At 64.5% G+C, this 26,640-nt stretch carries 24 protein-coding genes and 1 pseudogene; 16 read left to right on the top strand and 9 right to left on the bottom strand.

The window, feature by feature from the left end; genetic code table 11:
* The first annotated feature begins 74 nt into the window (after window positions 1–74).
* The 3 genes from AC1DW2_RS35410 to AC1DW2_RS35400 are packed head-to-tail and all read left to right on the top strand — an operon-like array spanning window position 75 to window position 3,596.
* Window positions 75–1,463 carry a class II 3-deoxy-7-phosphoheptulonate synthase gene (locus tag AC1DW2_RS35410; protein ID WP_477008277.1) on the top strand — a complete coding sequence of 463 codons (1,389 nt, stop codon included), beginning with the start codon at window positions 75–77 and terminating at the stop codon, window positions 1,461–1,463.
* A gap of 4 nt (window positions 1,464–1,467) precedes the next feature.
* On the top strand, window positions 1,468–1,821 hold the full coding sequence (locus AC1DW2_RS35405) for a diacylglycerol kinase (protein WP_014496149.1): 354 nt from the start codon (window positions 1,468–1,470) through the stop codon (window positions 1,819–1,821).
* A gap of 17 nt (window positions 1,822–1,838) precedes the next feature.
* Complete coding sequence (locus AC1DW2_RS35400) at window positions 1,839–3,596, top strand: NAD+ synthase (RefSeq protein ID WP_477008276.1); 1,758 nt, start codon at window positions 1,839–1,841, stop codon at window positions 3,594–3,596.
* A gap of 154 nt (window positions 3,597–3,750) precedes the next feature.
* Here AC1DW2_RS35400 and AC1DW2_RS35395 read toward each other — a convergent pair whose 3' ends face one another.
* The 5 genes from AC1DW2_RS35395 to AC1DW2_RS35375 form a co-directional block, all read right to left on the bottom strand.
* Complete coding sequence (locus AC1DW2_RS35395; RefSeq protein WP_477008275.1) at window positions 3,751–4,143, bottom strand: cytochrome C oxidase subunit IV family protein; 393 nt, start codon at window positions 4,141–4,143, stop codon at window positions 3,751–3,753.
* A 9-nt stretch (window positions 4,144–4,152) separates the two neighbouring features.
* Window positions 4,153–4,875, bottom strand: a complete 723-nt coding sequence (locus tag AC1DW2_RS35390) for a heme-copper oxidase subunit III family protein (RefSeq protein WP_085404836.1) — start codon at window positions 4,873–4,875, stop codon at window positions 4,153–4,155.
* A gap of 14 nt (window positions 4,876–4,889) precedes the next feature.
* Window positions 4,890–5,594, bottom strand: a complete 705-nt coding sequence (locus AC1DW2_RS35385) for a cytochrome c oxidase subunit 3 (protein WP_477008274.1) — start codon at window positions 5,592–5,594, stop codon at window positions 4,890–4,892.
* Complete coding sequence (locus tag AC1DW2_RS35380) at window positions 5,591–7,369, bottom strand: cbb3-type cytochrome c oxidase subunit I (protein ID WP_477008273.1); 1,779 nt, start codon at window positions 7,367–7,369, stop codon at window positions 5,591–5,593. The genes AC1DW2_RS35385 and AC1DW2_RS35380 overlap by 4 nt, the downstream gene beginning before the upstream one ends.
* 74 nt (window positions 7,370–7,443) lie before the next feature.
* Entirely contained in the window at window positions 7,444–8,277 is an 834-nt protein-coding gene (locus tag AC1DW2_RS35375; RefSeq protein ID WP_071915136.1) for a cytochrome c oxidase subunit II, read from the bottom strand.
* Between the two features lie 542 nt (window positions 8,278–8,819).
* Here AC1DW2_RS35375 and AC1DW2_RS35370 point away from each other — a divergent pair.
* Window positions 8,820–9,728 carry a DUF2189 domain-containing protein gene (locus AC1DW2_RS35370; RefSeq protein WP_166105719.1) on the top strand — a complete coding sequence of 303 codons (909 nt, stop codon included), beginning with the start codon at window positions 8,820–8,822 and terminating at the stop codon, window positions 9,726–9,728.
* 54 nt (window positions 9,729–9,782) lie between these two features.
* On the opposite strand, the gene AC1DW2_RS35365 is transcribed toward AC1DW2_RS35370, so the two are convergent.
* Window positions 9,783–10,982, bottom strand: a complete 1,200-nt coding sequence (locus AC1DW2_RS35365; protein WP_477008272.1) for a DUF2865 domain-containing protein — start codon at window positions 10,980–10,982, stop codon at window positions 9,783–9,785.
* A 130-nt stretch (window positions 10,983–11,112) separates the two neighbouring features.
* Window positions 11,113–11,418: a hypothetical protein gene (locus tag AC1DW2_RS35360; protein ID WP_477008271.1), complete on the bottom strand. Its 306-nt coding sequence runs from the start codon at window positions 11,416–11,418 to the stop codon at window positions 11,113–11,115.
* Window positions 11,419–11,707: 289 nt separating this feature from the next.
* Between AC1DW2_RS35360 and cysS the strand changes: the two genes are divergently transcribed.
* From cysS to AC1DW2_RS35340, 4 genes are all read left to right on the top strand, one after another.
* Entirely contained in the window at window positions 11,708–13,090 is a 1,383-nt protein-coding gene (gene cysS, locus AC1DW2_RS35355; RefSeq protein WP_477008270.1) for a cysteine--tRNA ligase, read from the top strand.
* A gap of 115 nt (window positions 13,091–13,205) precedes the next feature.
* Window positions 13,206–13,697, top strand: a complete 492-nt coding sequence (locus AC1DW2_RS35350; RefSeq protein WP_477008269.1) for a GNAT family N-acetyltransferase — start codon at window positions 13,206–13,208, stop codon at window positions 13,695–13,697.
* On the top strand, window positions 13,694–15,292 hold the full coding sequence (cimA, locus tag AC1DW2_RS35345; RefSeq protein ID WP_477008268.1) for a citramalate synthase: 1,599 nt from the start codon (window positions 13,694–13,696) through the stop codon (window positions 15,290–15,292). The genes AC1DW2_RS35350 and cimA overlap by 4 nt, the downstream gene beginning before the upstream one ends.
* Window positions 15,293–15,434: 142 nt before the next feature.
* Window positions 15,435–15,812, top strand: coding sequence for a VOC family protein (locus AC1DW2_RS35340; RefSeq protein WP_071915131.1), 378 nt, complete (start codon window positions 15,435–15,437; stop codon window positions 15,810–15,812).
* Between the two features lie 4 nt (window positions 15,813–15,816).
* Here the strand turns inward: AC1DW2_RS35340 and AC1DW2_RS35335 are convergent, their stop codons facing one another.
* Complete coding sequence (locus tag AC1DW2_RS35335; RefSeq protein ID WP_071915130.1) at window positions 15,817–16,422, bottom strand: LOG family protein; 606 nt, start codon at window positions 16,420–16,422, stop codon at window positions 15,817–15,819.
* A 201-nt stretch (window positions 16,423–16,623) separates the two neighbouring features.
* Here AC1DW2_RS35335 and AC1DW2_RS35330 point away from each other — a divergent pair, with 201 nt between their 5' ends.
* The 4 genes and pseudogenes from AC1DW2_RS35330 to AC1DW2_RS35315 all read left to right on the top strand — a co-directional run bounded on the left by AC1DW2_RS35330 (window position 16,624) and on the right by AC1DW2_RS35315 (window position 21,277).
* A complete protein-coding gene (locus tag AC1DW2_RS35330; RefSeq protein ID WP_166352303.1) occupies window positions 16,624–18,582 on the top strand; it encodes an ABCB family ABC transporter ATP-binding protein/permease in 1,959 nt (652 codons plus the stop codon).
* Between the two features lie 77 nt (window positions 18,583–18,659).
* Window positions 18,660–19,367 (top strand): annotated as a pseudogene (locus tag AC1DW2_RS35325) (phosphatidylserine decarboxylase); the annotation flags it as partial.
* An 86-nt stretch (window positions 19,368–19,453) separates the two neighbouring features.
* A complete protein-coding gene (locus AC1DW2_RS35320; protein ID WP_028146689.1) occupies window positions 19,454–20,335 on the top strand; it encodes a CDP-alcohol phosphatidyltransferase family protein in 882 nt (293 codons plus the stop codon).
* Between the two features lie 222 nt (window positions 20,336–20,557).
* A complete protein-coding gene (locus AC1DW2_RS35315) occupies window positions 20,558–21,277 on the top strand; it encodes an RraA family protein (RefSeq protein WP_028146688.1) in 720 nt (239 codons plus the stop codon).
* 16 nt (window positions 21,278–21,293) lie between these two features.
* On the opposite strand, the gene AC1DW2_RS35310 is transcribed toward AC1DW2_RS35315, so the two are convergent.
* Complete coding sequence (locus tag AC1DW2_RS35310) at window positions 21,294–21,587, bottom strand: hypothetical protein (RefSeq protein WP_477008267.1); 294 nt, start codon at window positions 21,585–21,587, stop codon at window positions 21,294–21,296.
* Window positions 21,588–21,687: 100 nt separating this feature from the next.
* Between AC1DW2_RS35310 and AC1DW2_RS35305 the strand changes: the two genes are divergently transcribed.
* The 4 genes from AC1DW2_RS35305 to AC1DW2_RS35290 all read left to right on the top strand — a co-directional run bounded on the left by AC1DW2_RS35305 (window position 21,688) and on the right by AC1DW2_RS35290 (window position 26,539).
* Window positions 21,688–22,512 (top strand): SDR family NAD(P)-dependent oxidoreductase, encoded by an 825-nt coding sequence (locus AC1DW2_RS35305; RefSeq protein ID WP_477008266.1) that lies wholly within the window; start codon window positions 21,688–21,690, stop codon window positions 22,510–22,512.
* Between the two features lie 226 nt (window positions 22,513–22,738).
* Complete coding sequence (locus tag AC1DW2_RS35300; protein WP_028146686.1) at window positions 22,739–23,512, top strand: motility protein A; 774 nt, start codon at window positions 22,739–22,741, stop codon at window positions 23,510–23,512.
* Between the two features lie 24 nt (window positions 23,513–23,536).
* The gene (locus tag AC1DW2_RS35295) at window positions 23,537–24,367 is read left to right on the top strand and encodes an OmpA/MotB family protein (RefSeq protein ID WP_014496126.1); all 831 of its coding nucleotides are present in this window, start codon (window positions 23,537–23,539) and stop codon (window positions 24,365–24,367) included.
* A gap of 273 nt (window positions 24,368–24,640) precedes the next feature.
* Window positions 24,641–26,539, top strand: a complete 1,899-nt coding sequence (locus AC1DW2_RS35290) for a potassium transporter Kup (RefSeq protein WP_071915124.1) — start codon at window positions 24,641–24,643, stop codon at window positions 26,537–26,539.
* Window positions 26,540–26,640: the final 101 nt, after the last annotated feature.

The following is a 26,640-nucleotide window of genomic DNA, read 5'->3' as shown; positions in this document are numbered from 1 at the left end:
ACGGGGCTGTGTATAAGGCGGCCCTCGCAACCCACAGATCAGGTTGTGCTTTTTTACTTCACGGAGAGATTGCGATGTCCGAGCGGTGGACGCCCGAGTCCTGGCGCAGCAAGCCGGTGCTACAGGTGCCCGATTATCCCGACGCCAAGGCCCTGGCCGACGTCGAGGCGCAGCTTGCGACCTTTCCGCCGCTGGTGTTCGCGGGCGAGGCGCGCAATCTGAAGAAGTCGCTGGGGCGCGTTGCGGCCGGCGAGGCCTTCCTGCTCCAGGGCGGCGATTGCGCCGAGAGCTTTGCCGAGCACGGCGCCAACAACATCCGCGATTTCTTCCGCGTGCTGCTGCAGATGGCGGTGGTGCTGACCTATGCCGGTGCGGTGCCGGTGGTGAAGGTTGGCCGCATTGCCGGCCAGTTCGCAAAACCGCGGTCGTCGCCGACCGAGAAGATGAACGGTGTCGAGCTGCCGAGCTATCGCGGTGACATCGTCAACGACATCGCCTTCACCAAGGAAGCGCGCGTGCCGGATCCGCAGCGCCAGCTGATGGCCTATCGCCAGTCGGCCGCGACGCTGAACCTGCTGCGGGCGTTCGCGACCGGCGGCTTTGCCAATCTCGGCAGCGTGCATCAATGGATGCTCGGCTTCCTGAAGGATTCGCCGCAGTCCCGGCGCTACAAGGAGCTGGCTGACCGCATCTCCGACGCGCTCAACTTCATGCAGGCCTGCGGCCTCGACCTCGAGAGCCATCCGGAGCTGCGCGCGACCGATTTCTACACCAGCCATGAGGCACTGCTGCTCGGCTACGAGCAGGCCATGACCCGCGTCGATTCCACCACCGGCGACTGGTACGCGACCTCGGGCCACATGATCTGGATCGGCGACCGCACCCGTCAGCTCGATCACGGCCATGTCGAATATTTCCGCGGCATCAAGAACCCGATCGGCCTGAAGTGCGGCCCGTCGCTCAAGCCCGACGAGCTGCTGAAGTTGATCGACGTGCTCAACCCCGACAACGAGCCGGGCCGGCTGACGCTGATCAACCGCTTCGGCTCCGACAAGGTCGCCGACCATCTGCCGGGATTGATCCGCGCCGTGAAGCGCGAGGGCAGGGTTGTGGTCTGGTCGTGCGATCCCATGCACGGCAACACCATCACCTCGACGTCAGGCTACAAGACGCGCCCGTTCGACCGCGTCCTGTCGGAGGTGAAGTCGTTCTTCACCATCCACGCGGCGGAAGGCACGCACGCCGGCGGCGTGCATCTGGAGATGACCGGCCAGGACGTCACCGAGTGTATCGGCGGCGCCCGCGCGATCACCGACGAGGATCTCAACGACCGCTACCACACGGTCTGCGATCCCCGCCTCAATGCCGAGCAATCGATCGACATGGCTTTCCTGATCGCGGAGCTCCTCAAGCAGGAACGCGCCGGCAAGGCCAGGCCGATGCCGGTCGCCGCGGGGCTCTAACACCTTGCTGCGGATCTGGAAGGCGACGATCAATTCACGCAACGGTCTGGCCTTCGCGTTCCGGTCGGAGCAGGCCGTTCGCGAGGAGATTTTTGCGCTCATCCTGTCGGTGCCGCTGGCGTGGTTCGTCGCCGCGACGGCGCTGCGGGCGGTCGAGCTGGTCTGTTCGGTTGCGTTCGTGCTGACGGTCGAGCTGCTCAACACCGCGATCGAGAAGCTTGCCGACCGCCTGACCATGGATCACGACAAGCAGATCGGCCGGGTCAAGGACATGGGCTCCGCCGCGGTCGGCGTTGCGCTGCTGATGGCCGGCGCGTTCTGGATCATCGCCATCGTCGAGCGATTGGGGTTCCTCTGAAGCGGAGTGCGGCGGCCATGACCGAACGTCTCAACGTATTCGCGGTCACGCTCGCCCAGCTCAATCCGACCATGGGCGACATCGAGGGCAATGCCGCGAAGGTGCGTGCCGCGCGCGCGCAAGCCACGTCCGACGGCGCCGATCTCGTGCTGTTTCCGGAATTGTTCATCGCCGGCTACCCGCCGGAAGATCTGGTGCAGAAGCCGGCGTTCCAGGACGCCTGCCGCGTCGCGATCGAGGCGCTCGCGCGCGAGACCGCCGATGGCGGCCCGGCGCTGCTGGTCGGCACGCCCTGGGTCGAGGACGGCAGGCTCCATAATGCTTGCGCGCTGCTCGATGGCGGAAAAATCGCCGCACTTCGCTTCAAGTGCAATCTGCCGAATTACGGCGTGTTCGACGAGAAGCGGCTGTTTTCGCGCGGCCCTGCCGCAGGTCCCGTGACCGTGCGCGGCGTGCGCGTCGGCGTGCCGATCTGCGAGGACATCTGGCTGGAGGAGTCCGAGGATTACGAGAACGTGGTCGAGACGCTGGCCGAGACCGGCGCCGAGATCATCCTGGTGCCGAACGGCTCGCCCTACGCCCGCGACAAGAGCGACGTGCGCCTCTCTGTCGCCGTGGCGCGCGTCACCGAGAGCGGGCTGCCGCTGGTCTATCTCAACCAGGTTTGCGGCCAGGACGAGCTGGTGTTCGACGGCGGTTCCTTCGCGCTCAACGGCGATCTCTCGCTCGCGGCGCAATTGCCGGCGTTCGAAGAGAGCGTCACCACATTGCGCTTCACCAGGAACGGCGAGGATTGGCGCTGCGCGGGGCCGATTGCCGCGCAGCCCGAGGGCGACCACGCCGACTACGCCGCCTGCGTGCTGGGCTTGCGCGACTATGTCGCCAAGAACGGCTTTCCCGGCGTGCTGCTCGGCATTTCCGGCGGCATCGACTCCGCTCTCTGCGCGGCGATTGCGGTCGATGCGCTCGGTGCCGACCAGGTGCATGGCGTGATGCTGCCTTATCGCTACACCGCGGCGAGCTCGATCGCGGACGCGGGCGAGCTCGCCGGGCATCTCGGAATCCGCTACGAGGTGCTGCCGATCGCTGAAGCCGTGACCGGCTTCGAGACCATCCTGTCCGGCATCTTCAAGAATCTGCCGCCCGATATCACCGAGGAAAACCTGCAGGCCCGCACCCGCGGCACGTTGCTGATGGCGATCTCCAACAAGACCGGGCTGATGGTGGTGACGACCGGCAACAAGTCGGAAATGTCGGTCGGCTACGCCACGCTCTATGGCGACATGAACGGCGGCTTCAATCCGATCAAGGACATCTACAAGACGCAGGTGTTTCGGCTGGCCGCGCTGCGCAACCACTGGAAGTCCGACGGCGCGCTCGGGCCCGCGGGCGAGGTGATTCCTCCCGATATCATCACGCGCCCGCCGACGGCGGAGCTGCGCGAGAACCAGACCGACCAGGACTCGCTGCCGCCTTATGACGTGCTCGACGCCATCCTGGAGCGTCTGATCGAGCGCGAGGAGCCGCTCGACAAGATCATCGCCGCCGGCTTCGACCGCGAGACGGTCACCCGCATCGATCATCTGCTCAACGTCGCCGAATACAAGCGCCGCCAGGCCGCACCGGGCGTGAAGGTGACGGCCAGGAATTTCGGCCGCGACCGCCGCTATCCCATCACCAACCGCTTTCGCGACAAGGGCGAGCCGTCGCCTGCGGCGGACGAGACGCTGGTCTCGCGCGGCAGCAAGGCGTCGATCGACGCGTTCGAGGGCTGATGCGAGCCGCGCGGCGATGGCGCCCCACCGCTGTCATCATCCGCGAAGGCGGATGATCCAGTACTCCGTGGCGGGCATTGTAGGAACCGACTGCTGACACGGGTTACTGGATGCCCCGCCTTCGCGGGGCATGACAGTGCAAATCAGCTTGCCGCTACGACGGGGTTGCGAAAAACATCACCCGAAGCAAGTGGGTGTATTCGGATTCGAGCACCATGATGGTCACAAACACCATTACCGCGATCGGCGGCAGCAGGATGGCATAGGTGAGGGCCAGCCGCTCCCAGGCCATGTGCATGAAGACGGCGACGATCAGGCCGGCCTTCAACACCATGAACAGCAGGATCAGCGACCACCTGAGGTAGCCGTGTAGGCCAAAGTAGTCGACGAGGTAGGAGCACGTGCTGAGGACGAACAGCCAGCCCCAGACCACGAGGTAGAGCTTGATCGGGTGCTGTTGCCCCTTGGCGTGCACGGCTGCTGTTGCGACTGCGCCGTGTGCCGGAGCGTGGAGCTCGCCTTCCATGTGTACCGCCGCGTTTGTCATGCGCCGACCTCACCAAAGATAGAACAATGCAAAGATGAACACCCAAACGAGGTCGACGAAGTGCCAGTACAGGCCCATGATTTCGACGATCTCGTAATAGCCCTTGCGGCTTGTGAAAAAGCCACGCCTCTCGACGTCGAAGTCGCCCCGCCAGACCTTTCGCGCGATCGCGATCAGGAAGATCACGCCGATCGTCACGTGGGTGCCGTGGAATCCCGTGATCATGAAAAAGCTTGAGCCAAACTGCGCCGCGCCCCATGGATTGCCCCAGGGTCGAACGCCCTCCATGATCAGCTTGGTCCATTCGAACGCCTGCATTCCGACGAAGGTTGCGCCGAATGCCGCCGTGACCAGCATCAAGATTGCGGTTCTCACGCGATCGCGGCGGTAGCCGAAATTGACGGCCATCGCCATTGTTCCGCTGCTGCTGATCAGGACGAAGGTCATGATGGCGATCAGGATCAGCGGGATGTGGTTGCCCCCGATATTGAGGGCGAAGACTTCGCTCGGATTCGGCCACGGCACGGTCGTGGACATGCGCGCCGTCATGTAGGAGAGCAGGAAGCAACTGAAGATGAAGGTGTCGCTGAGGAGGAAGATCCACATCATGGCCTTGCCCCAGGACACGTTCTTGAAGGCGCGCTGATCGGACGCCCAGTCGGCGGCGATGCCGCGCCAGCCTTCAAGCCGCGCAGGCGATTGGCCCGAATGTGTCAGCACGGTTTCAGCCATCTGGTCTCGCCTCCCTAGCTCAGCAATTGACGGCAGATGTTGACGAAATCATCGGTCCAACCCGTGAGAAGACCGAGCAGGACAAGCCAGACCAGCAGCAGGAAGTGCCAGTAGATGGCGCACAGCTCCACGCTCAAGCGCATCTCGGCGATCTCGGTGCCGCGCCACACTCTGGCCGAGGTTCGCCCGAGGGCCACCAGACCGCCCGTCAAATGCAGCCCGTGTACCGCGGTCAACAGGTAGAAGAAGGAATTCGCCGGATTGGACGCCACGAAATATCCGGCAGCCCCGAGCCGTTGCCAGGCCAGGAGCTGTCCGGCGAGGAAGATCACGGCAGATGCTCCGCCGGCGAGCAGACCGATCTTGACGCTCTCGGTATCGTGTCGCCCAGCAGCCACGTACGACCATTGCAGCGCGACACTGCTCAGGACCAGGACGCCCGTGTTGACCCACAGCAGCCGCGGGACCGGCAGCGGCCGCCAGTCCACCACGCTCATGCGCATCGAGTAGGCGCTGATGAAGAGGACGAATAATGCGCTCGCGACGGCGAGAAACACGCCAAGTCCGACCTTCGCTGCCGGCCAGGTCATGCTATCGYCGCCGGGGAAATCACCGACCGAGCCTTCCTCCAGCCAGGGCTTGGCCATCAGCCGCTGCTGCGACAGCCACCATCCGGCGATCACCGCAAGCACAGCCAGGAACAGGATGATGGCACTCACGAAGCAGCTCCCTGAACGAGCTGCGTCGCGCGCGRCGGCTGGTTCTGCGGAATGAAGTCCTCCGCAGCACCGGGCACACTGTAGTCATAGGCCCAGCGGTACACGACCGGGAGCTCCTTGCCCCAGTTGCCGTGCCCCGGCGGCGTCTCCGGCGTCTGCCACTCCAGCGTCGTCGCCCGCCACGGATTGCCGCCCGAGGCCTCACCCTTGAACAGGCTCCAGGCAAGATTGAACAGGAACACCATCTGGCTGAAGCCGACGGTCAGGGCCACCACGGAGATGAAGGCGTTCAGTGTATGGGCCGAGGACGGGATGAACGCCGTGTCGCCGAGTTCGAAATACCGGCGCGGAACCCCGAGCAGTCCAAGATAGTGCATGGGGAAGAAGATCAGGTAGGCCCCGAGGAAGGTGACCCAGAAGTGAAACTTGCCGAGGAGGTCGTTCAGCATCCGTCCCGTGACCTTGGGGTACCAATGATAGATCGCGCCGAGCACGACCATGATCGGCGCCACGCCCATCACCATGTGGAAATGCGCGACCACGAACATGGTATCCGAGAGGGGCACGTCCACGACGACGTTGCCGAGGAAGAGGCCGGTGAGGCCGCCATTCACGAAGGTGATGATGAAGCCGAGGGCGAACAGCATCGGCACCCTGAGATGAATGTCGCCGCGCCACAGGGTCAGCACCCAGTTATAGACCTTGATCGCGGTGGGGATGGCGATGATGAGCGTCGTGGTGGCGAAGAAGTACCCGAATTGCGGGAACATGCCGCTCACATACATGTGGTGCGCCCACACGACGAAGCTGAGCGCACCAATCCCCACGATGGCCCAGACCATCATGCGATAACCGAAGATGTTCTTGCGCGCATGCGTGCTGATCAGATCCGAGACGATGCCGAAGGCGGGCAGGGCGACGATGTAGACCTCGGGGTGGCCGAAGAACCAGAACAGATGCTGGAAGAGCAGCGGGCTGCCGCCGCCATATTTCGACAGCTGGCCCATCTCGACGAGGGAGGGCATGAAGAAGCTGGTTCCCAGGAGACGGTCGAGCAGCAGCATGACCGAGGCAACGAACAGTGCAGGGAATGCCAGCAACGCCATGACGGTCGCCGTGAAAATGCCCCACACCGTCAGGGGCAGGCGCATCAATGTCATGCCGCGGGTGCGCGCCTGGAGCACCGTGACCACGTAGTTCAGCCCGCCCATGGTGAAGCCGATGATGAACAGGATCAGGGACGACATCATGAGAATGATGCCCCAATCCTGCCCGGGCGTTCCGGAGAGGATGGCTTGTGGCGGGTATAGCGTCCAGCCGGCGCCGGTGGGGCCGCCGGGCACGAAGAATGTCGAGGCCAGCACCAGGACTGCGAGCAGGTAGACCCAGTAGCTCAGCATGTTCACATAGGGGAAGACCATGTCCCGGGCGCCGACCATCAGCGGGATCAGGTAGTTGCCGAAGCCGCCGAGGAACAATGCGGTGAGCAGATAGATCACCATGATCATGCCGTGCATGGTGATGAACTGGAGGTACTGGTTGGCATCGATGAAAGAGAAGGTGCCGGGGAATCCCAGTTGCAGTCGCATCAGCCACGACAGCACCAGGGCCACCAGCCCGATGGCCGAGGCCGTCAGCGAATACTGAATGGCGATCACCTTGGCGTCCTGCGAGAAGACATACCGTGTCCACCAGCTCCTTGGATGATAGAGCTCGACTTCAGGTACTTCGGCAGGCGGGATGCCTGCGATCCCTTCATATGGAATATCGACCATAGAAACCTCCTCGGTCGTTTCCATCGGGGGTGAGGCATTGGCCTCGTGCACCCGATCTTCGCAGCGGCAGCCTGCTACTTGCCACCGGATTGGTACGTCGCCTTCACGACAGCTCTTGCCGGCGACAATTCGGCAAACGTCTTTTGTTGCTCAAGCCAAGCGTGATATTCGCGCTCTTCGTCGACGATGACCTTGGCCCGCATCTGATAATGAGCCGCGCCACAGAGCTCCGCACATAGAACATCGAATGTTCCGGTTCGGATCGGCGTTATCCAGAAGTAGGTCACCATGCCAGGGACCATGTCCATCTTGGCGCGGAATTCGGGCACGTAGAAATCGTGCAGGACATCAACCGAGCGGAGGAGAACCTTGACCGGCTTTCCCATTTGAAGGTGCAGGTCGCCGTTCTCGATCACGACGTCGTCCTGCGCATGCGGGTCGTCACGATTGAGCCCCATCGGATTGTCGGAAGCGATGTTGCGGACATCGGATGTGCCCAACCGCCCATCCTTGCCCGGAAGGCGGAAGCTCCATTGCCATTGCTGGCCCATGACCTCGACTTCGGTGGCATCCGCAGGCACCGTCACGAACTGGTGCCAGACCACGAGACCGGGCGCCAGCATGGCCGCGACTCCGACGCCGGTCCCGACGCTCAGCCACCATTCGAGCTTTTTGTTTTCCGGATTGTAGTCGGCCCGTCTTCCCTCTTTGTGGTGAAAGCGGAAGACGCAATAGGCCATGAAGGCGATGACCGCGACGAAAACGAAGCCCGTGATCCAGAACGTGATGCTGATGGTGTGGTCGATATAGGCCCAGTTCGTGGCGATCGGCGTCCACCACCACGGGCTGTAGAGGTGAAACAGCACCGAGCCGATCGCGACCAGAAGCAGTATCAGTGCGACAGCCATCCTGATCCATCCTTGCCATCGAAGGCTACGGATACGAATCCAGGGCGGAGCTCACGTCTGTCGCGATGGCGGACTCTTCTACGCTGACATCTATGCTGACATATGCGCCATCGCCGCGCCTCTTGCCTCGCCCATTCAACCAGTCGCGATATTCAAGAGGAAGACCGCGACCGCTGGGGGCGTCCAGGCATTTAAAATGATCCCCCGCGAACCCGGCGTCAATAGCATGTCAACACGCTTACGCGGCGTGGGCGATCCATGTTGCCGTGCAAGCTGGCGAGCGTCCCGCATTCTCCATGTGATGCATCGCACAAAATATGCGACGCACAATTCACCCAGCCGGGAGCGCTGGTCATTCCAGATCGCGCGCGCTAAGCTCGGGGCGCAGGTCGCGACGGGTTTCGTCCGGCTAAGCTCCTTCCTCGTTGAGCCTGGAACTGCCGTACTCGGCTCGATCGCGTCTCCCGCACATAAGGGCGGATACGCGCGGCCGGAAAGCGCGTCGTTTGCCGCCGCGACTTTCAGCAGAGGAGGGTGTGTCCATGGCCACTCTTTATCCCGACAACATCATAAAGCGGCACCTGTTCGGCGAAGCGGCCTCCTACCCCATTCGCAAGATCAGCTTGTCCGACCTGACCGAGGCCCTACGCCTGGGTTGGGAGGATTTCCAGGCGATGCCGAGCCACGCGATCGTCGTGTGCGTGATTTATCCCGTTCTCGGTCTCGTCCTGTTCAGGATGGTTCTCGGCTATTCGGTGCTGCCGCTCCTGTTTCCGCTGGCTGCCGGCTTTGCCTTGATCGGCCCTTTTGCCGCGATCGGTCTCTATGAACTCAGCCGGCGTCGCGAGCGCGGCGAGGAGGTCGATGCATGGGATGCGATCAAGGTGCTGCGCGCACCGTCGTTCGGCGCCATGGTCGAGCTCGGCGTGCTGCTGCTGGTCCTGTTCGGGGCCTGGATCGGTGTCGCGAACGCAATCTATGTCACGATCTTCGGTCACGCGGCGGCCGCAAGCATTCCCGACTTCGCAACGCGGGTGCTGACGACACCGGAAGGCTGGTCGCTCATCATCGTCGGTTGCGGTTGTGGCTTCCTGTTTGCGGTTGTGGCCTTGTGCGTCAGCGTCGTGTCGTTTCCGTTGATGCTCGACCGGCATGCGACTGCGATCGACGCGATCCGCACGTCGCTCCGAGCGGTGGCCGCGAATCCGGTTGCGATGGCCGGATGGGGCCTCATCGTCGCGGCACTGCTCGTGATCGGCTCGCTGCCGTTCTTCGTCGGTCTCGCTGTCGTCCTGCCGGTGCTCGGTCATGCCACCTGGCACCTCTATCGGCGGGTGGTCGAGCCGAATCCGAATCCACCGGACGAGCCGCCGCCGCCCCCGAAGGGAAAGCGCTACGCAGCGGACTTTCCGGCCAATCTCTTCCCGTGGAGCCGCGAGGGTAAGCAGTAACAGCGAAACGGCCGCACCTGGCGGCCGCCTTCGCGGGGCATGACGGGTTAGAGCCTACTTCTGCTGCTGCGGCAGGAACGTCGGACCGACCGAGCGGATCGGCTTGTTCTCCGACGACGGGGTGGCCGTGCCGGTATCCGCAGGCGCGGCCGCAGCCGGTGCGCTGGCCGTCGTCGGCGCGGGAGCCGCGCCCTTCTTGGCAGTCGCAGGCGTGCCCTTGTTGAGCCGCTGCTGCTGCATCTTCTTGGCGCTCTCCTCGGTGACGATGATGTCACCCTGCTGCTCGGCCGCCGCCTTGTCGTCGGCGGATTTCAGCGCGTCGGCCCAGGTCTGGCCTGCGGCCTTGCAGGAGCAGGACGGGTTGAACTCGCTGCGGAATTTGAACGCGGTCGGCAGCGCCGTGTAGGGCTGGCCGCTGGTGGAGACCGCGGAGTTCATGTCCTCGCCGGGATTGCGATGGGTGTAGAGCACGGCTTCCGCGGCCGGGCACAGCGCCTTGCAGGTCTTCTCGTCGTCGGGGAAGCGCGCCGGCACGGTGGCAAACGAGACCGGGAAATAGGCGCCATCGCAGGTGCGCACGCACACGGTGCGGTAGGTGCCGGATTGCGGTCCGAGATCGGAGGGCGGCACGCCTTGCGGATTGTTAGGGTTGTTGCCGCCGCCGCCGAACAGATTGTTCAGGAAGTTGCCGCCGCCTTGCGATTGCGCGGCGTTGGCATATTGCGGGCCGCAATTGTTCTGCGCCAGCGCCGCCAGCACCGAGCGGCGCTGGTTGTCGCGCTCTGGGCTGAAGCCGCCGGGGCCGCCGCCGCGCAGGCGTTCGAGATTGCCGGTGATCTGGTCCAGATTGGCGCGCATCTGCTGGATCTGGGTGTTGACCGGGCCGCATTGCGCCGACTGGCCGTTGAACAGCGAGAAGAAGCCGGAGGAATCGCAGCCCATGCGCTTGGCCTGCATGGTGACGCGGTCGAGCTCGGCCTGCTGCTTGGCCTGGGAATCCTGGTAGCGGCGGATCTGGTCTTCGCGCGCGGGGTCGCCACCGCCGCCGCCACGATCGAGCGCGACGAGCTGGCCTTCCAGCCGCACGCACATCGGATTTGGTCCAAGCCCGTTCTGGCCGGGCTGAGGCGGCGGGCCGGGCGGGCCCGCCTGCGCGAAAGCACCGTTGGCGAGCACGACCGTGCTCAGAAGCACGGTGCAGGCAAGGATGGAGCGAGCACGGGAGAGAGACAAAAATTCAGGCATATCCGCCATTCTAGCGAGGTCACGGCCCGGCGTGATTTTGGGGGCCGACGCGCGCCCTCCAATAGCCGCTTCCTGCGGCATCGTCACGTCGTTTCAGGGGCCGAAAACTGGTCCTAAGGTCCGCCAGTTCCGAGGGAATTCAGCGCTGGCAGGTGATTGCGACATATTCGTCGCAATGGCCATGGGAGCAGTTTGCGCCAGTTTTGGGGACAGAGCCGGTAATTTCGTCGGGATCGACCCGGCGGTAGGCCGACGCCTGGGCAAAATCGCGTGACTGGCAATAGGTGCGCGCGACCTGTGCGCCGCATTTCTCACCCTTGGCGAGGCACTGGTCGACACCGTAGCCGCCCGCCTGGTTGGCGATGATGAAGACGCGGGTCTCGGCGAGCGCGCTGGATGCCGCGATGATGGAGGCACAAGAGACGAGCGCGAGCAGGGATCGCATGGGTGCACCGGGGCTTTAGGGAACCGCCGGGTTCCAAGTAAACTCAAAAGGTTAAGGATGATGAACCATCAAGGCGGGGCGGCCGCGCTTTGCGGAGATAAAACGGCGGTTTCGCGGGTCTCTTGACGCGGAGGCGCCTGATAGCCCATATGTAGCCGCATGTACGGTCTCCTCGCCATTTGTGGCATTTGCCGCGAGATTACGAGCTAGCGATTCGCTGGCTGGAGCCGTCTTTTCTCAAAAACATTGAGAGCCTCGGACGCCCGGCCAACAGCCGACGGGTATCCATATGGAATTGCGCCTTTACGATACGCTGAGCCGGGACAAGCGCACCTTCGTGCCGCTCGATGCGAAGAACGTCCGCATGTATGTCTGCGGACCGACCGTCTACGACTTCGCCCATATCGGCAATGCGCGGCCGGTGATCGTGTTCGACGTGCTGTTTCGGCTGCTGCGCCATCTCTATGGCGCGGCGCACGTGACGTATGTCCGCAACATCACCGACGTCGACGACAAGATCAACGACCGCGCCGCGCGCGATTTTCCGGGCCTGCCGCTGAACGAGGCGATCCGCAAGGTCACCGAGCAGACCGGCAAACAGTTTCACGCCGATGTCGATGCGCTCGGCGCACTGCGTCCGAGCGTCGAGCCGCGCGCGACCGAGCACATCGGCGAGATGCGCGAGATCATCGAAAGGCTCATCAAGGGCGGCTTTGCCTATGCAGCCGAGGATCACGTGCTGTTCTCGCCGCAGGCGATGAACGCGGCCAATTCCGGCCTGCCGCGCTATGGCGCGCTGTCCAATCGCTCGCTGGACGAGATGATCGCCGGCGCTCGCGTCGATGTCGCGCCCTACAAGAAGGACAACACCGACTTCGTGCTGTGGAAGCCGTCCAAGCCGGGTGAGCCGGCATGGCCGTCGCCGGCCGGGATCACCGCGCAGGGACGCCCGGGCTGGCACATCGAGTGCTCGGCCATGGCCTGGAAGCATCTCGGCGAGTATTTCGACATCCACGGCGGCGGTATCGACCTCGTGTTTCCGCATCACGAGAACGAGGTCGCGCAAACCTGCTGCGCCTTTCATCAGCAGCGTATGGCGAACTACTGGATGCACAACGGCTTCCTCCAGGTCGAGAGTGAGAAGATGTCGAAGTCGCTCGGCAACTTCGTCACCATCCACGAGCTGCTCGCGGACTGGCCGGGGGAGGTGCTGCGCCTGAACATGCTGAAGACGCATTACCGCTCGCCGATCGACTGGACCCTGAAGTCGCTGGAGGAGAGCGCCAGGACGCTCGACGACTGGTATCGGGTCGCGGCCGACGCCGAGCCCGGCCAGCCGGCCGCGTCCGTGGTCGAGCCGCTGCTCGATGACCTCAACACGCCGCTGGCGATCGCGGCGCTGCACGGCCTGCGTGGCAGCGACGTGAGCGCGCTGGCGGGCTCGTTGCGCCTGCTCGGCTTCCTCTCCGAAAGCGCTGCGCAGTGGGAAGGGCGCAAGCAGCAGGCCAGCGGGGTCGATGCCAAGGAAGTCGAACGCCTGATCTCGGAGCGGACGGCCGCCCGTAGCCGCAAGGACTTCAAAGAGTCCGACCGCATTCGCGATCTGCTTGCCGCGATGGGCGTTGCGATCAAGGACTCCAAGGACGGGACAACCTGGGAGGTCGCGCGATGAAGCGGCCCGACACACCTTTTCCGCGGCACTGGCTCTATTACATCGCGCTGAAGATCCTGCTGCTCGCGGCCGCCGTGGCGCTGGCGCTGAAACTCTATGGGATGTGGTGAAGACGATGGGACAGACTTTGCCAAAACCCGGCTTGCGGCCGTTCCTGCCTGATGACGTGGCGGTTCTCGCCGCGATCTTCACGGCAAGCATCGAGGAGCTGACCGGCGAAGACTACAACGAGGCGCAGCAGCAGGCCTGGATGGAGGCGGCGGAAACCGAAGAGTTCGGCAAGCGGCTCGCGGCCGATCTCACGCTGGTCGCCACGCTGGAGGGCTCGCCCGTCGGCTTCGCCTCGCTGCGCGGGGCCGATCACATCCATATGCTCTATGTGCATCCCGCCGTGACCGGTCAGGGCATCGCGACCATGCTGGTGGACGCGCTGGAAAAGCTCGCCGGCGGCCGTGGCGCGACCAGCCTGTCGGTCGATGCCAGCGACACCGCGCAAAACTTCTTCGCCAAGCGCGGCTATGTCGCCATGCAGCGCAACAGCATCACCATCAACGACGAGTGGCTCGCCAACACCACGATGAAGAAGACGCTCGGAGCCGCACAATGAGCAAGGAGCGTCTCTATCTGTTCGACACCACGCTGCGCGACGGGGCGCAGACCAACGGCGTCGATTTCACCCTGACCGACAAGCAGGTCATCGCGGCGATGCTCGACGATCTCGGCATCGACTATGTCGAGGGCGGCTATCCCAGCGCCAATCCGACTGACACCGAGTTCTTCGGCACCAAGCCCAAGCTCAAGCATGCGCGCTTCACGGCCTTCGGCATGACGCGCCGGGCAGGGCGCTCGGTCTCCAACGATCCCGGCGTGGCCGGGCTGCTCGAAGCGAAGGCCGACGCGATCTGCTTCGTGGCGAAGTCCTCGGCCTATCAGGTGCGCGTCGCGCTGGAGACGACGAAGGAAGAAAATCTGGCGTCGATCCGCGACAGCGTCGCGGCGGCGAAGGCAGCGGGCCGCGAGGTCATGCTCGACTGCGAGCACTTTTTCGACGGCTACAAGGAGGATTCAACCTTCGCGCTCGCCTGCGCCAAGGCCGCCCATGAGGCCGGCGCGCGCTGGGTCGTGCTGTGCGACACCAACGGCGGCACCATGCCGAACGAGATCGAAGCCATCGTCACTGAGGTGACGAAGCACATCCCGGGCGACCATGTCGGCATCCACGCCCACAACGACACCGAGCAGGCCGTGGCCAATTCGCTCGCTGCGGTCCGCGCCGGCGCGCGGCAGATCCAGGGCACCTTGAACGGCCTTGGCGAGCGCTGCGGCAACGCCAATCTGTGCTCGCTGATCCCGACGCTGAAGCTCAAGAAGGAGTTTTCGGACGCCTTCGAGATCGGCGTCACGCCCGAAAAGCTCGCAACTCTCGTCAAGGTCTCGCGTACCCTCGACGACATGCTCAACCGCGTGCCGAACCGGCATGCGGCCTATGTCGGCGAGAGCGCCTTCGTCACCAAGACCGGCATTCATGCTTCCGCCGTGCTGAAGGACCCGCAGACCTACGAGCATGTGCTGCCGGAATTGGTCGGCAATCATCGCAAGGTGCTGGTGTCAGACCAGGCCGGACGCTCCAACGTCATCGCCGAGCTCGACCGGGCCGGCATTGCCTACGAAAAGAGCGATCCCAAGCTGACGCGGCTGGTTGAGGAATTGAAGGAACGCGAGGCGGCCGGCTACGCCTACGAATCCGCCAACGCCTCGTTCGATCTGCTGGCGCGCCGCACGCTCGGCAAGGTACCGCATTATTTCGAGGTCGAGCAGTTCGACGTCAATGTCGAGCAGCGCTACAATTCGCACGGCGAGCGCGTCACCGTCGCGCTTGCAGTGGTCAAGGTCGACGTTGCCGGCGAGCGTTTGATCTCGGCCGCCGAAGGCAACGGCCCCGTCAACGCGCTCGACGTCGCGCTGCGCAAGGATCTCGGCAAGTACCAGAAGTACATCGAGGGCCTGACGCTGATCGACTACCGCGTCCGTATCCTCAACGGCGGCACCGGCGCGGTCACGCGCGTGCTGATCGAGAGCGAGGACGAGAACGGCGATCGCTGGACCACGGTCGGCGTGTCCCCGAACATCATCGACGCCTCGTTCCAGGCGCTGATGGATTCAGTGATCTACAAGCTCGTGAAGTCGGGCGCGCCGGCGTAGGGGACGGCAACGTAAGGGACGGCGCGGCCACATACGCCGTCATTGCGAGGAGCGAAGCGACGAAGCAATCCAGAATCGTTCCGCGGAGGGACTCTGGATTGCTTCGCTTCGCTCGCAATGACGAGGGGAGGGAGCACGGCATATGATCGACCACATCTCCGTCGGCGTCACCGATCTCGATCGCTCCGCCAAATTCTACGAGACCACGCTCGCGGCCCTCGGGCTTGCACGTCTCGTCGTGCGGCCGCGGACGATCGGCTTCGGCAAGGCCTATCCGGAATTCTGGATCAACTTACGCGAGGGGATGCCGCACGTGGCAGCGGAGAGCGGCGTGCACATCTGCCTGCGGGCGAAGACGACGGCCGAGGTCGATGCGTTTCACGCCGCGGCACTGTCCGCCGGCGGTGCGTCCGACGGCGCGCCAGGCATCCGTCCGCATGACCGCGTGCGCTACTACGCGGCCTTCGTCACCGATCCCGATGGCAACCGGATCGAGGCGGTGACGTTTCCGGCGGAGTAAGGCGCTAGAGCTTGCGCGCCACTTCCGGCGCGAGCTGCGTTTCAGATTCGGCGATCTGTGCCGCTGCCGCTTTCAGCTTCGGCAGAATATCCTCGACGCGATCGGCCTTGAGGATGTCGACCGAAAGGCCGGCGCGGATGAACTCGGTCTGGCGCATGTGCGACAGCAGCGAGAACAGCGGCTCCCAGAAATTGTCGATGTTGGCGAGCAGCACCGGCTTGGCGTGACGGCCGAGCTGTTTCCAGGTCAGCTGCTCCACCAGCTCTTCGAGCGTGCCAACGCCGCCCGGCAGCGCCACGAAGGCGTCGGAGCGCTCGAACATCAGCCGCTTGCGCTCGTGCATGTCGGGGGTGACGATCATCTCCTGCACGCGGGTCAGCGCGTTCTCGCGCTTCCGGAGGAATTCAGGAATGATGCCGGTGACGGTGCCGCCGTGATCGAGCACGGAGGTCGCGACCGAGCCCATCAGGCCGAGCGAGCCGCCGCCATAGACCAGGCGGACGTTGTTCTCGGCGAGAGCCTTGCCGAACGCCTTGGCGCCTTCGGTGAAGCTGGGATTGGTTCCTGGGCCGGAGCCGCAATAGACACAGACAGTTTTGATCGTGCTCATTGGTGCCATGATGCATTGCAGCGCAGGGGCGTCAAGCCCAATCGGTGATTCGGATCACCCGGAAATCTACCGGTAAATGGCGACAAACAATCAAAGATTCGCCATCTGGCGGGGTGCGCTGGCATCGGGAAGGCTCTATATGACGGGCGAAAACCGCAAATCGTAACGCTGCCCGCACCCGGCGGGCTTTCAGGCTTCTTGATGGACCAACCTCAATCGTTCGACGGCGCAGACGTTCCCGATCCTCCCGCAGGGGGATCGCTGGAGCGAGCCACGCTGATGGGCACGCTGGCGCATCTGTGGCCCTATATCTGGCCGGGCGACCGTTTCGACCTGAAGATGCGGGTGGTCTGGTCGATGGTGCTGCTGCTCGCCGCCAAGCTGATCACGTTGACCGTGCCGTTCAGCTTCAAATGGGCGACAGATGCGCTGACCGGCGCCAACACCGCACCGGTGCAGCCCGACAACTGGCACCTCTGGGTGATCGCCTCGCCATTGCTGCTGACCGCAAGCTATGGCGTGACGCGCATCCTGATGGCGGTGCTGACGCAATGGCGCGACGGCATCTTCGCTCGCGTCGCCATGCATGCGGTGCGCAAGCTCGCCACCATCACCTTCATCCACATGCACGAGCTGTCGCTGCGCTTTCACCTCGAGCGCAAGACCGGCGGCCTGACGCGTGTACTCGAGCGCGGCCGCGAGGGCATTGAGGTCATCGTGCGCATGGTGATCCTGCAGCTGATCCCGACCATCGTCGAGGTCACGCTGCTATTGGCGGTGCTGCTGTGGCAGTTCGACTGGCGCTACGTCGTCGCGACGCTGATCACGGTCGCGGTCTACATGTACTACACCTACATCGCGACCGAGTGGCGGATCGGCATCCGCCGCAAGATGAACGATTCCGACACCGAGGCGAACACCAAGGCGATCGACTCGCTGCTCAACTACGAGACCGTGAAATATTTCAGCGCGGAGACGCGCGAGGCGCAGCGTTACGACAAGTCGGTCGCGCGCTACGAGGAGTCGAGCGTTCAGGCCTATACCTCGCTCGCGGTGCTCAACACCGGCCAGGCCGTGATCTTCACGCTCGGGCTGACCGCGACCATGCTGATGTGCGCGATCGGCGTGCGCAACGGCACCAACACGGTCGGCGATTTCGTGCTGGTCAATGCCATGATGATCCAGCTCTACCAGCCGCTGAATTTCATGGGCATGGTCTATCGCGAGATCAAGCAGGCCATCATCGACATCGAGAAGATGTTCAACGTGCTGGGCCGCGAGGCCGAGATCAAGGACGTGCCCGACGCGCAGCCGCTGGTGGTCTCGGCCGGCAATCTGCGTTTCGAGGACGTGCGCTTTGCCTATGAGCCGACGCGGCCGATCCTCAAGGGCATCAGCTTCGAGGTGCCGGCCGGCAAGACGGTCGCGATCGTCGGCCCGTCGGGGGCGGGCAAGTCGACCATCTCGCGTCTGTTGTTCCGCCTCTACGACATCTCCGGCGGCAAGATCCTGATCGACGGCCAGGACATCCGCGAGGTCACGCAGGCCAGTTTGCGCGCCTCGATCGGCATGGTGCCGCAGGATACGGTGCTGTTCAACGATACCATCCGCTACAACATCCGCTACGGCCGCTGGGATGCCGATGATGCCGAGGTCGAAGAGGCGGCGCGGCTGGCGCAGATCGATCATTTCATCCGCATGGCGCCGATGGGCTACGAGACCCAGGTCGGCGAGCGCGGCCTGAAGCTCTCGGGCGGCGAGAAGCAGCGTGTCGCCATCGCGCGCACCGTGCTCAAGGCGCCGCCGATCCTGGTGCTGGACGAGGCGACCTCGGCGCTCGACACCCACACCGAGCACGAGATCCAGGGCGCGCTCGACCGCGTGTCGAAGAACCGCACCTCGCTGGTGATCGCGCACCGGCTGTCCACCATCGTCGGCGCCGACGAGATCATCGTGCTGGACCAGGGCCGCATCGCCGAGCGGGGCACCCACGCCAAGCTGCTCGTGCAGGGCGGCCTCTATGCCAGCATGTGGAACAGGCAGCGCGAGGCCGAGGCGGCACGCGAGAAACTGGCCAAGATGGCGGATTCCAGCGAGGCGCCCAACCGGGAGCCGCCGCCGGTCGACGACGCCCTCGCGACGTCAGCGGCCGCGGAGTGACCTTGTCTCGGGTCCCAACTCTGGCCTAAACAACTCCACCGCGCGGGGGCGACCCGGCGCCATCAACTTCCAGGCGGCAGATAGCGATGTCCATCCTCGATTCGATCCAGCGTCAGATCCCGCCGATCCACAAGGAGGGCTATCCCTTCATTGGCGGCTTTGCGCTGGCAAGCCTGATCCTGTTCTGGCTGTGGTCGCCGCTCGGGTGGATCGGCACGATCCTGACCGTGTGGTGCGCACTGTTCTTCCGCGACCCCGTGCGCGTGACGCCGGTGCGCGAGGGGCTCGTGGTGTCGCCGGCCGACGGCCGCGTCTCGATGATCACCATGGCGCTGCCGCCGGCCGAGCTCGGGCTCGGCGACCGGCCGCTGCCGCGCATCTCGGTGTTCATGAGCGTGTTCAACTGCCATGTGAACCGCAGCCCGATCGCGGGCAGGGTGGACCGCATCGCCTACCGGCCCGGCCTGTTCATCAACGCCGAGCTCGACAAGGCGAGCGAGGACAATGAGCGCAACTCGCTCGTGATCACGACGCCGACGGCGCGGATCGGCGTGGTCCAGATCGCAGGGCTCGTCGCCAAGCGCATCGTCTGCTTCGTCAGGGAAGGGCAGGCGATCGGGGCGGGCGAGCGGTTTGGCCTGATCCGCTTCGGCTCGCGCCTCGACGTCTATCTGCCGCTGGGCACCAAGGCGCTGGTGTCGGAAGGGCAGACGGCGATCGCCGGAGAGACGATTTTGGCCGATCTTGCCGGGGACGACCCAAGCCGCGCCTACCGCGCCAATTAACCAATAGTCGGTCCAAAGGGGCCTTCCGCCGCAATGGCGGAGGGGAACAGGGCTTGCTATATCTCGCATTGAGATAAGGACGAGCCATGACGCCCTACGACTTCAAGGATCCTGACGTCCGCCGCCGGCGGTTCCGCCCGATCCCGGTGCGGATGCTGGTGCCCAACGTCATCACGCTGCTGGCGATCTGCGCCGGCCTGACCTCGATCCGGCTGTCGATCGAGGGGCGGATGACGCTCGCGGTCTACGCCATTGTGTTCGCGGCCGCGCTCGACGGCATCGATGGTCGCGTCGCGCGCATGATCAAGGGCCAGTCCAAGTTCGGCGCCGAGCTCGACAGCCTCGCCGACTTCGTCAATTTCGGCGTCGCGCCCGGCTTGATGCTGTACTTCTGGCAGCTGCACGAGCTCGGCAATGCCGGCTGGATCGCCGCCATGGTGTTCGCGATCTCCGGGGGCTTGAGGCTCGCGCGCTTCAACGCCACAATGGACGATCCGAACAAGCCGGCCTTCGCCGCCAATTTCTTCACCGGCGTGCCGGCGCCGGCCGGCGCGATCACGGTGCTGCTGCCGATCTACGTCGCGTTTCTCGATCTCGGCCGGCTGCCCGCGGCGGTGACGGCCGCCTATACGCTCTTGATCGCCTTCCTGATGGTGTCGCGTCTGCCGGTATTCTCCGGCAAGACCAAGCGCATGCGCGTGCCGCCCGAGCTGGTGCTGCCGGCATTCGTCGCGGTGATCGTCTTCATCGCTATCCTGATCGCCTATCCCTGGCACGTGCTGTCGATCGGCACGGTGCTGTATCTGCTCGGTTTGCCGCTCGGCTACAAATCCTACCGCGACCAGGCGCGCGCGATGGCGGCCACCGCGCCGTCCGGAGGCGAGGTCCCGTCGCCGCCTTCGGCGCCGACGCTGGCCAATTTGTCGGAGCCGCCGCTCGACGACGACCGGCCCGGACGGCTGCACTAAAGCGCGATGAGATTTGGCTGAATCGTCATCGCGCTTTAGGTCGTTGTTTGAGCATGATCTTTTCGGAAAACCGCTGCGCACTTTTCCGGATCATGCACTGGGCGGTTTTCGCGGATATCTGCCATGAAGGCGGCCGAGTTGGGTTGACGCCCGATCTCGGCTATATCGCCCTGTGCCGGCGGCACCGCGCCAACAGCGGCCGCCAATCTGGGAGAGAACGCCGTGACTGATACCGCGACCGGGCCGCTGCCCGCTGCCGTCCTCGAAGCGCTGGGCCGCTATGACACGCCGACGATCTGCAATGCCATGGAGATCGTGGCGCCCGAGCGCCGGTTGATCGGCTACACCACCAAGCAACTGGTCTGCCCATTTCCCGACCTGCCGCCGATCGTCGGTTATGCCCGAACGGTTGCGATCCGCTCGGTGCTGAAGTCCTCGCTGCCCGCCGAAGAGCAGTCCAAGCGCCGCATCGAATATTACGAATATGTCGGCACCGGCCACGGTCCGCGCATCTCGGTGATCCAGGACATCGACGGTCCCGACGTCGGCTACGGCGCGTTCTGGGGCGAGGTGCAGAGCAACGTGCACAAGGCGCTCGGTTGCCTCGGTGTCATCACTGACGGCTCGATCCGCGACATCCCGCAATGGGCCCCTGGCTTCCAGGCGCTGGCCGGCTCGATCGGCCCGTCGCATGCCTGGGTGCATGCGGAAAGCTTCGGTGGCGAGGTCCGCGTTGCCGGCATGACCGTGAAATCCGACGATCTGATCCATGCCGACCAGCACGGCGCCATCGTGATCCCGCTCGACATCGCCGCAAAGCTGCCCGAGGCCGCCGAGCTCTGCGGCCGCCGCGAGACGCCGATCCTGGAGATCGCGCGCAGCCCCGACTTCTCGCTGGAGAAGCTGAAGGCCGCGTTGAAGCGTTCGGCGGAGATTCACTAAGGGGCGACCGAACGAGTTACGGCCGCGACGCCGGCCGTGGGCCGCCCTGTTCCGTCAGAAACAGGGCGGCCTGATCCGGCTCGCCGAAGACCGCGGCGGCGCATCCGATCAGGGTGAAACCGCCGGCGAGATCCCAGAGGGAGATGTCGTCGGCACTATCAGGGACGTGAATCAAGCGCGCTGCGATCACGGCAAAGCCCGCCTCGACAAACAGCAACACGCTGAACGCCGGCAGGACGAGCCCTGGCTCGAGCAGGTGGAGCGCCAGTACCGCGGGCAGCGCGGTGAGAAGACCGAACAGCGTCAACATGGCAAAACGGCTCCTGCGATGGAGCATGCCGCCCGGCGATACAATACTGCATGATCTCTCGTCGCGGATGTGGCGCAGGGCCGCAGTCGGAGGACGCTCAATGAAGATGACTGGCAAAACCGTCCTGATCACGGGTTCGACGGACGGCGTCGGCCGCCACGTCGCGCGCCGGCTGGCCGAAGCAGGTGCGAGGGTCCTGATCCACGGCCGCAATGCCGTGCGCGCGAAAGCGCTGATCGACCAGATCGTGCAGGCGGGCCACGCTGCGCCGACATTCTACCAAGCCGACTTGTCGTCGATGTCAGGCACGCGAGAGCTCGCCGCGGCCGTCCTCCGCGATCACCAGCGTCTCGATGTCTTCGTCAGCAACGCCGGCATCGGCTCGCAGAACGACGGACCGCAACGTCAGGAGAGTCCCGACGGCTACGAACTGCGCTTTGCGGTGAATTACCTCTCGGGCTTCCTGCTTGCGCACATGCTGCTGCCGCTGTTGACGTCCGCAGCACCTTCGCGCGTCGTCAATGTTGCCTCCCTCGGTCAGCATCCGATCGATTTCGACGACGTCATGATCGGCAAGGGCTACAGCGGCTCGCGCGCCTACGCCCAGAGCAAGCTCGCGCAGATCATGTTCACCATCGACTTCGCGGAGGAATTGAAGCGCATGGGCATCACCGTCAACGCGCTGCATCCGGCGACCTACATGAACACCACGATGGTGCGCGCCGGCGGCATCAGGCCGATCTCGACCGTGGAGCAGGGCGGTGCGGCGATCCTGCACCTCGTCGAAGGCGACGATGTCGCCGGCAAGAGCGGGCTGTTCTTCAACGGCATGAACGAGACGCGCGCCAATCCGCAGGCCTACGATGCCGGCGCGCGCAGGCGCCTGCGCGCACTCAGCCTCGAGCTGACCGGGCTTTCGTCCTGAGCTGCCGTCCTGGCGCCCCGCAATCATGGTTAGCGAAGTGTTTAGATTCCTGCCGGTCGCGGGCAAAGCCGGCGCCCTGTCAGCGCGCTGCGCCGGTCTGGCCCCCCGGCTCAACTTAACCTTTACGCGGCTTTAAGGGGGGCACTCTAGGGTTTCCGATGCGGTTCGGGGTTGGGCCGCGCCAGCGGCCAGGACGGCCGTTGTTGCGTTCGCGTTGGAGTGTCCCATGGATATCATGACGAGCGTCGGGCTCATTGCGGGCATCATCGTCATTACGGCGATGATCTTCATGGGCGGCGACCTCCACATGTTCATCTCCGAACATGCCATGATCATCATCTTCGGCGGCTCGGTCTCGGCTACCATGATCCGCTTTCCGCTCAGCGCGCTCCTGCACGGCCTTCCGCTCGGCGCCAAGTTCGCTTTCACCATGAGCCGCCTGTCGGCGCACGACCTCGTCGACGAGCTCGCCCGCATCGCCGAGATCGCCCGCAAGCAGGGCCCGGTCGGCCTCGAAAAGGTCGAGACCGACGAGCCGTTCCTGGCCAAGGGCATCCGCTACGTCGCCGACGGCTACGACCTCGACTTCATCCGCGACAATCTCGAGCGCGACCGCGACAACTTCCTCATGCACCTCGACGAAGGCAGCAAGATCTACCGCGCCATCGGCGACTGCGCTCCGGCCTTCGGCATGATCGGCACCCTGATCGGCATGGTGCAGATGTTCGCCAACATGACCGATCCCTCCAAGCTCGGCCCGTTCATGGCGACCGCGCTGCTCGCAACCCTGTACGGTGCGCTCGTCGCGAACCTGTTCTGTCTGCCGATCGCCGACAAGCTGCACGGCAAGCTGCTCGACGAGGAAACCAACCGCACGCTGATCATCGACGGCATCCTGATGATCCGCGACTCCAAGAGCCCGACGCTCGTGCGCGAAATGCTGCTGGCCTATTTGCCGGAGAAGCATCGTCACGCCGAGGGCGAGCCGGTGCCGGCGTAAAGCCGCCGCCCGGGATCTCGAGAGATGGCCAAGAAGAAGCGCGGCGATGCTCACGGTGGCGGTCACGGCTGGTTCGTGACCTTCGCCGACCTGATGGGCCTGATGATGAGCTTCTTCGTGATGCTCGTCGCGTTCTCGACCCAGGACGCCAACAAGCTGAAGATCGTCGCCGGCTCCATGCGCGACGCATTCGGCGTGCAGAGCGAAGCGCGCTACGCCGGCATCGTCGAGTCCGACGGCCTGCCGACCCGCCCGCGGCTGAAGAACGTCGACCACATCCAGCCCGAGGACGCCTCCAACACGCCGACGCCGGATCAGGAGGACCGCGACCGCACGTCGGGCGCGAAGATCAAGGTCGACCGCAATTTTGCGCTCGCCGCGGCCTCGCTGCGCCAGGCGTTGCAGGACATGCCGGAACTGACCGAGATGTCCAAGCACATCATGTTCGAGGAGACCAAGCAGGGGCTCAACCTGGAGATCGTCGACCAGGATGGCCGCTCGATGTTCGCCGACGGCTCCAAGGTGCCGTATGACCGCACCCGCCGCCTGATCGAGAAGCTCGCGATCCCGCTGAAGGCGACGCCGCTCCGTGTCTCCATCGCCGGCCACACCGCGGCCGGATTCGTGCCGACCCGCAGCGACTATGGCGCCTTCGACCTGTCGGCCGATCGCGCCAATGCCGTGCGTCAGATCCTCGAACGCGAGGGCCTGCCGCCGTCTCACATCTTCGCCGTCGCCGGCAAGGCGGACACCCAGCCGCTGTTTCCGGACGATCCCTCGCTCGCGGCCAACCGGCGGGTGACGATCACGCTGATGCGCGAGGATCCGCCGCTGCCGCCGAATTTGAAGCCGTAGAGCGTTTCGCGCGAAGCGGCCGCTGGTTTCGCCTGAGGAAAGCACATCAAACCCGGAATCTCGAGGCCCGTTCCGCTTCCCGCGGAGCGGAAGGCTCCAGGCACTTGCGCTACCATCTTACCTGAGGCATGTCGTCGCGCTAACAACGATCGTTGCTGCGCCGTCACAGCATCCGCCCCGGCGGCTGCTATGGTGGTGTGCCGATTGACAGGCGCGCCGGAACGGTCAAAAGGCGCCGGATCAATTCTCGGGAAGAAGCGTTTCTCATCTCACATGACGGCGAGCATCACATCGACCGACGCTCAGGACGGGCCGGTCACCTCGGGTTTCTGGGGCCTGACGCTCGGAAGCATCGGCGTTGTCTTCGGCGATATCGGCACCTCGCCGCTGTACGCATTCCACGAGGCGGTCAGGGGCGCGGCCCATGGCGAGCCGGTCTCGCGGGTCATGGTGCTCGGTGTGCTCTCGCTGATTCTCTGGGCGCTCTTTATCGTCGTCACCGCCAAATACGTCCTGCTCCTGCTGCGCGCCGACAATAACGGGGAGGGCGGCACGCTCTCGCTGATGGCACTCGGCCAGCGCGCGCTCGGGCGGCGAAGTTGGTTCCTGCTCGCGCTCGGCGTGGTCGGCGCCTCGATGTTCATCGGCGATTCCATGATCACGCCGGCCATCTCGGTGCTGTCGGCGGTCGAGGGTCTGAAGCTCGTGACCCCCGCCTTCGACCACTATGTCGTACCGCTCACCGTCATCATCCTGGTGTTGCTGTTCGCGGTCCAGAGCAAGGGGACGGCGCTGGTGGCCTCGGCCTTCGGGCCGGTGATGGTGATCTGGTTCACCGTTCTTGCGGTGATGGGCGCCGTGCACATCGCCGACGATCCGTCGGTGCTGGCGGCCATCAATCCCTATTACGCGCTGCAATTCCTGCTGTCGCACGGCACGATCGGTCTGGTCACGCTCGGCGCCGTGTTCCTGGCGGTGACGGGCGGCGAGGCGCTCTACGCCGATCTCGGCCATTTCGGCCGCAAGCCGATCCAGTCGGCCTGGATGTTCTTCGTGCTGCCCGCGCTCCTGATCAACTATTTCGGGCAGGGCGCGCTGGTGCTGTCCGACCCCAGCGCGATCGAGCATTCGTTCTATCGCATGGTGCCCGAGAGTCTGGTGCTGCCGCTGGTCGGACTTGCGACCGCGGCGACCGTGATCGCGAGCCAAGCCGTGATCACCGGCGCCTATTCGCTGGTCTATCAGGCGGTGCAGCTTGGCCTCCTACCGCGCTTCGAGGTGCGCTACACCTCCGAGACCCATGCCGGCCAGATCTATCTGCCGCGTGTGAACCGGCTGCTGCTGATCGGCGTGATGCTGCTGGTGCTGTTGTTCCACACCCCCAGCAATCTGGCTTCGGCCTACGGCATCGCGGTCTCCACCACCATGGTCGCCGACGGCGTCATGGGCTTCGTCGTGATCTGGAAACTGTGGAACTGGCGCGCTGCGACGGCTGCGGCGGTGATCGTGCCCTTCGTCGTGGTCGACATCAGCTTCTTCAGCGCCAATCTGCTCAAGCTGCTCGAGGGCGCCTGGGTGCCGCTGCTGTTCGGCGCGGTCATGGCCGGGACCATCTGGACCTGGCGCAAGGGAACCGGCATCCTGCTCCAGAAGACGCGCCGGATCGAGGTGCCGCTCGACGACCTGATCCGCAGCCTCGAAAAACGCCCGCCGCACATCGTCAAGGGCACCGCGGTGTTCCTCACCAGCGATCCCGCCTTCGTGCCGACCGCGCTGTTGCATAATCTCAAGCACAACAAGGTGCTGCATGAGCACAACGTGGTCCTGACCATCGAGACCGCGCACACGCCGCGGGTCGAACTGTCCGAGCGGTTCCGCATGGAGAAGATCAGCGACAAGTTCTCCAAGGTCAGGCTGCGCTTCGGCTACATGGAGCAGCCGAACGTGCCGAAAGCGCTGGCGATCGCCCGCAAGCAGGGCTGGCAGTTCGACATCATGTCGACCTCGTTCTTCGTGTCGCGAAGGTCGCTCAAGGCCTCGGCGCAGTCGGGCATGCCGCTGTGGCAGGACCATCTCTTCATCGCGCTGAGCCGGTCCGCCAACGACGCCACCGACTATTTCCAGATTCCGACCGGGCGGGTGGTTGAAGTCGGCACCCAAGTCACCATCTGAACGCAATTGGCCAAGTCATGCAAATTTCGCATGGCAAGGGCCCAAAATCGGGCTAGGCTATGCCGACAGCGCAGGACTATAAGCCGCGCGCTCTTCCGCCG

The sequence above is a fragment of the Bradyrhizobium sp. P3_C3 genome (assembly GCF_056402655.1).
This window is presented reverse-complemented; position numbering and strand designations above follow the sequence as displayed.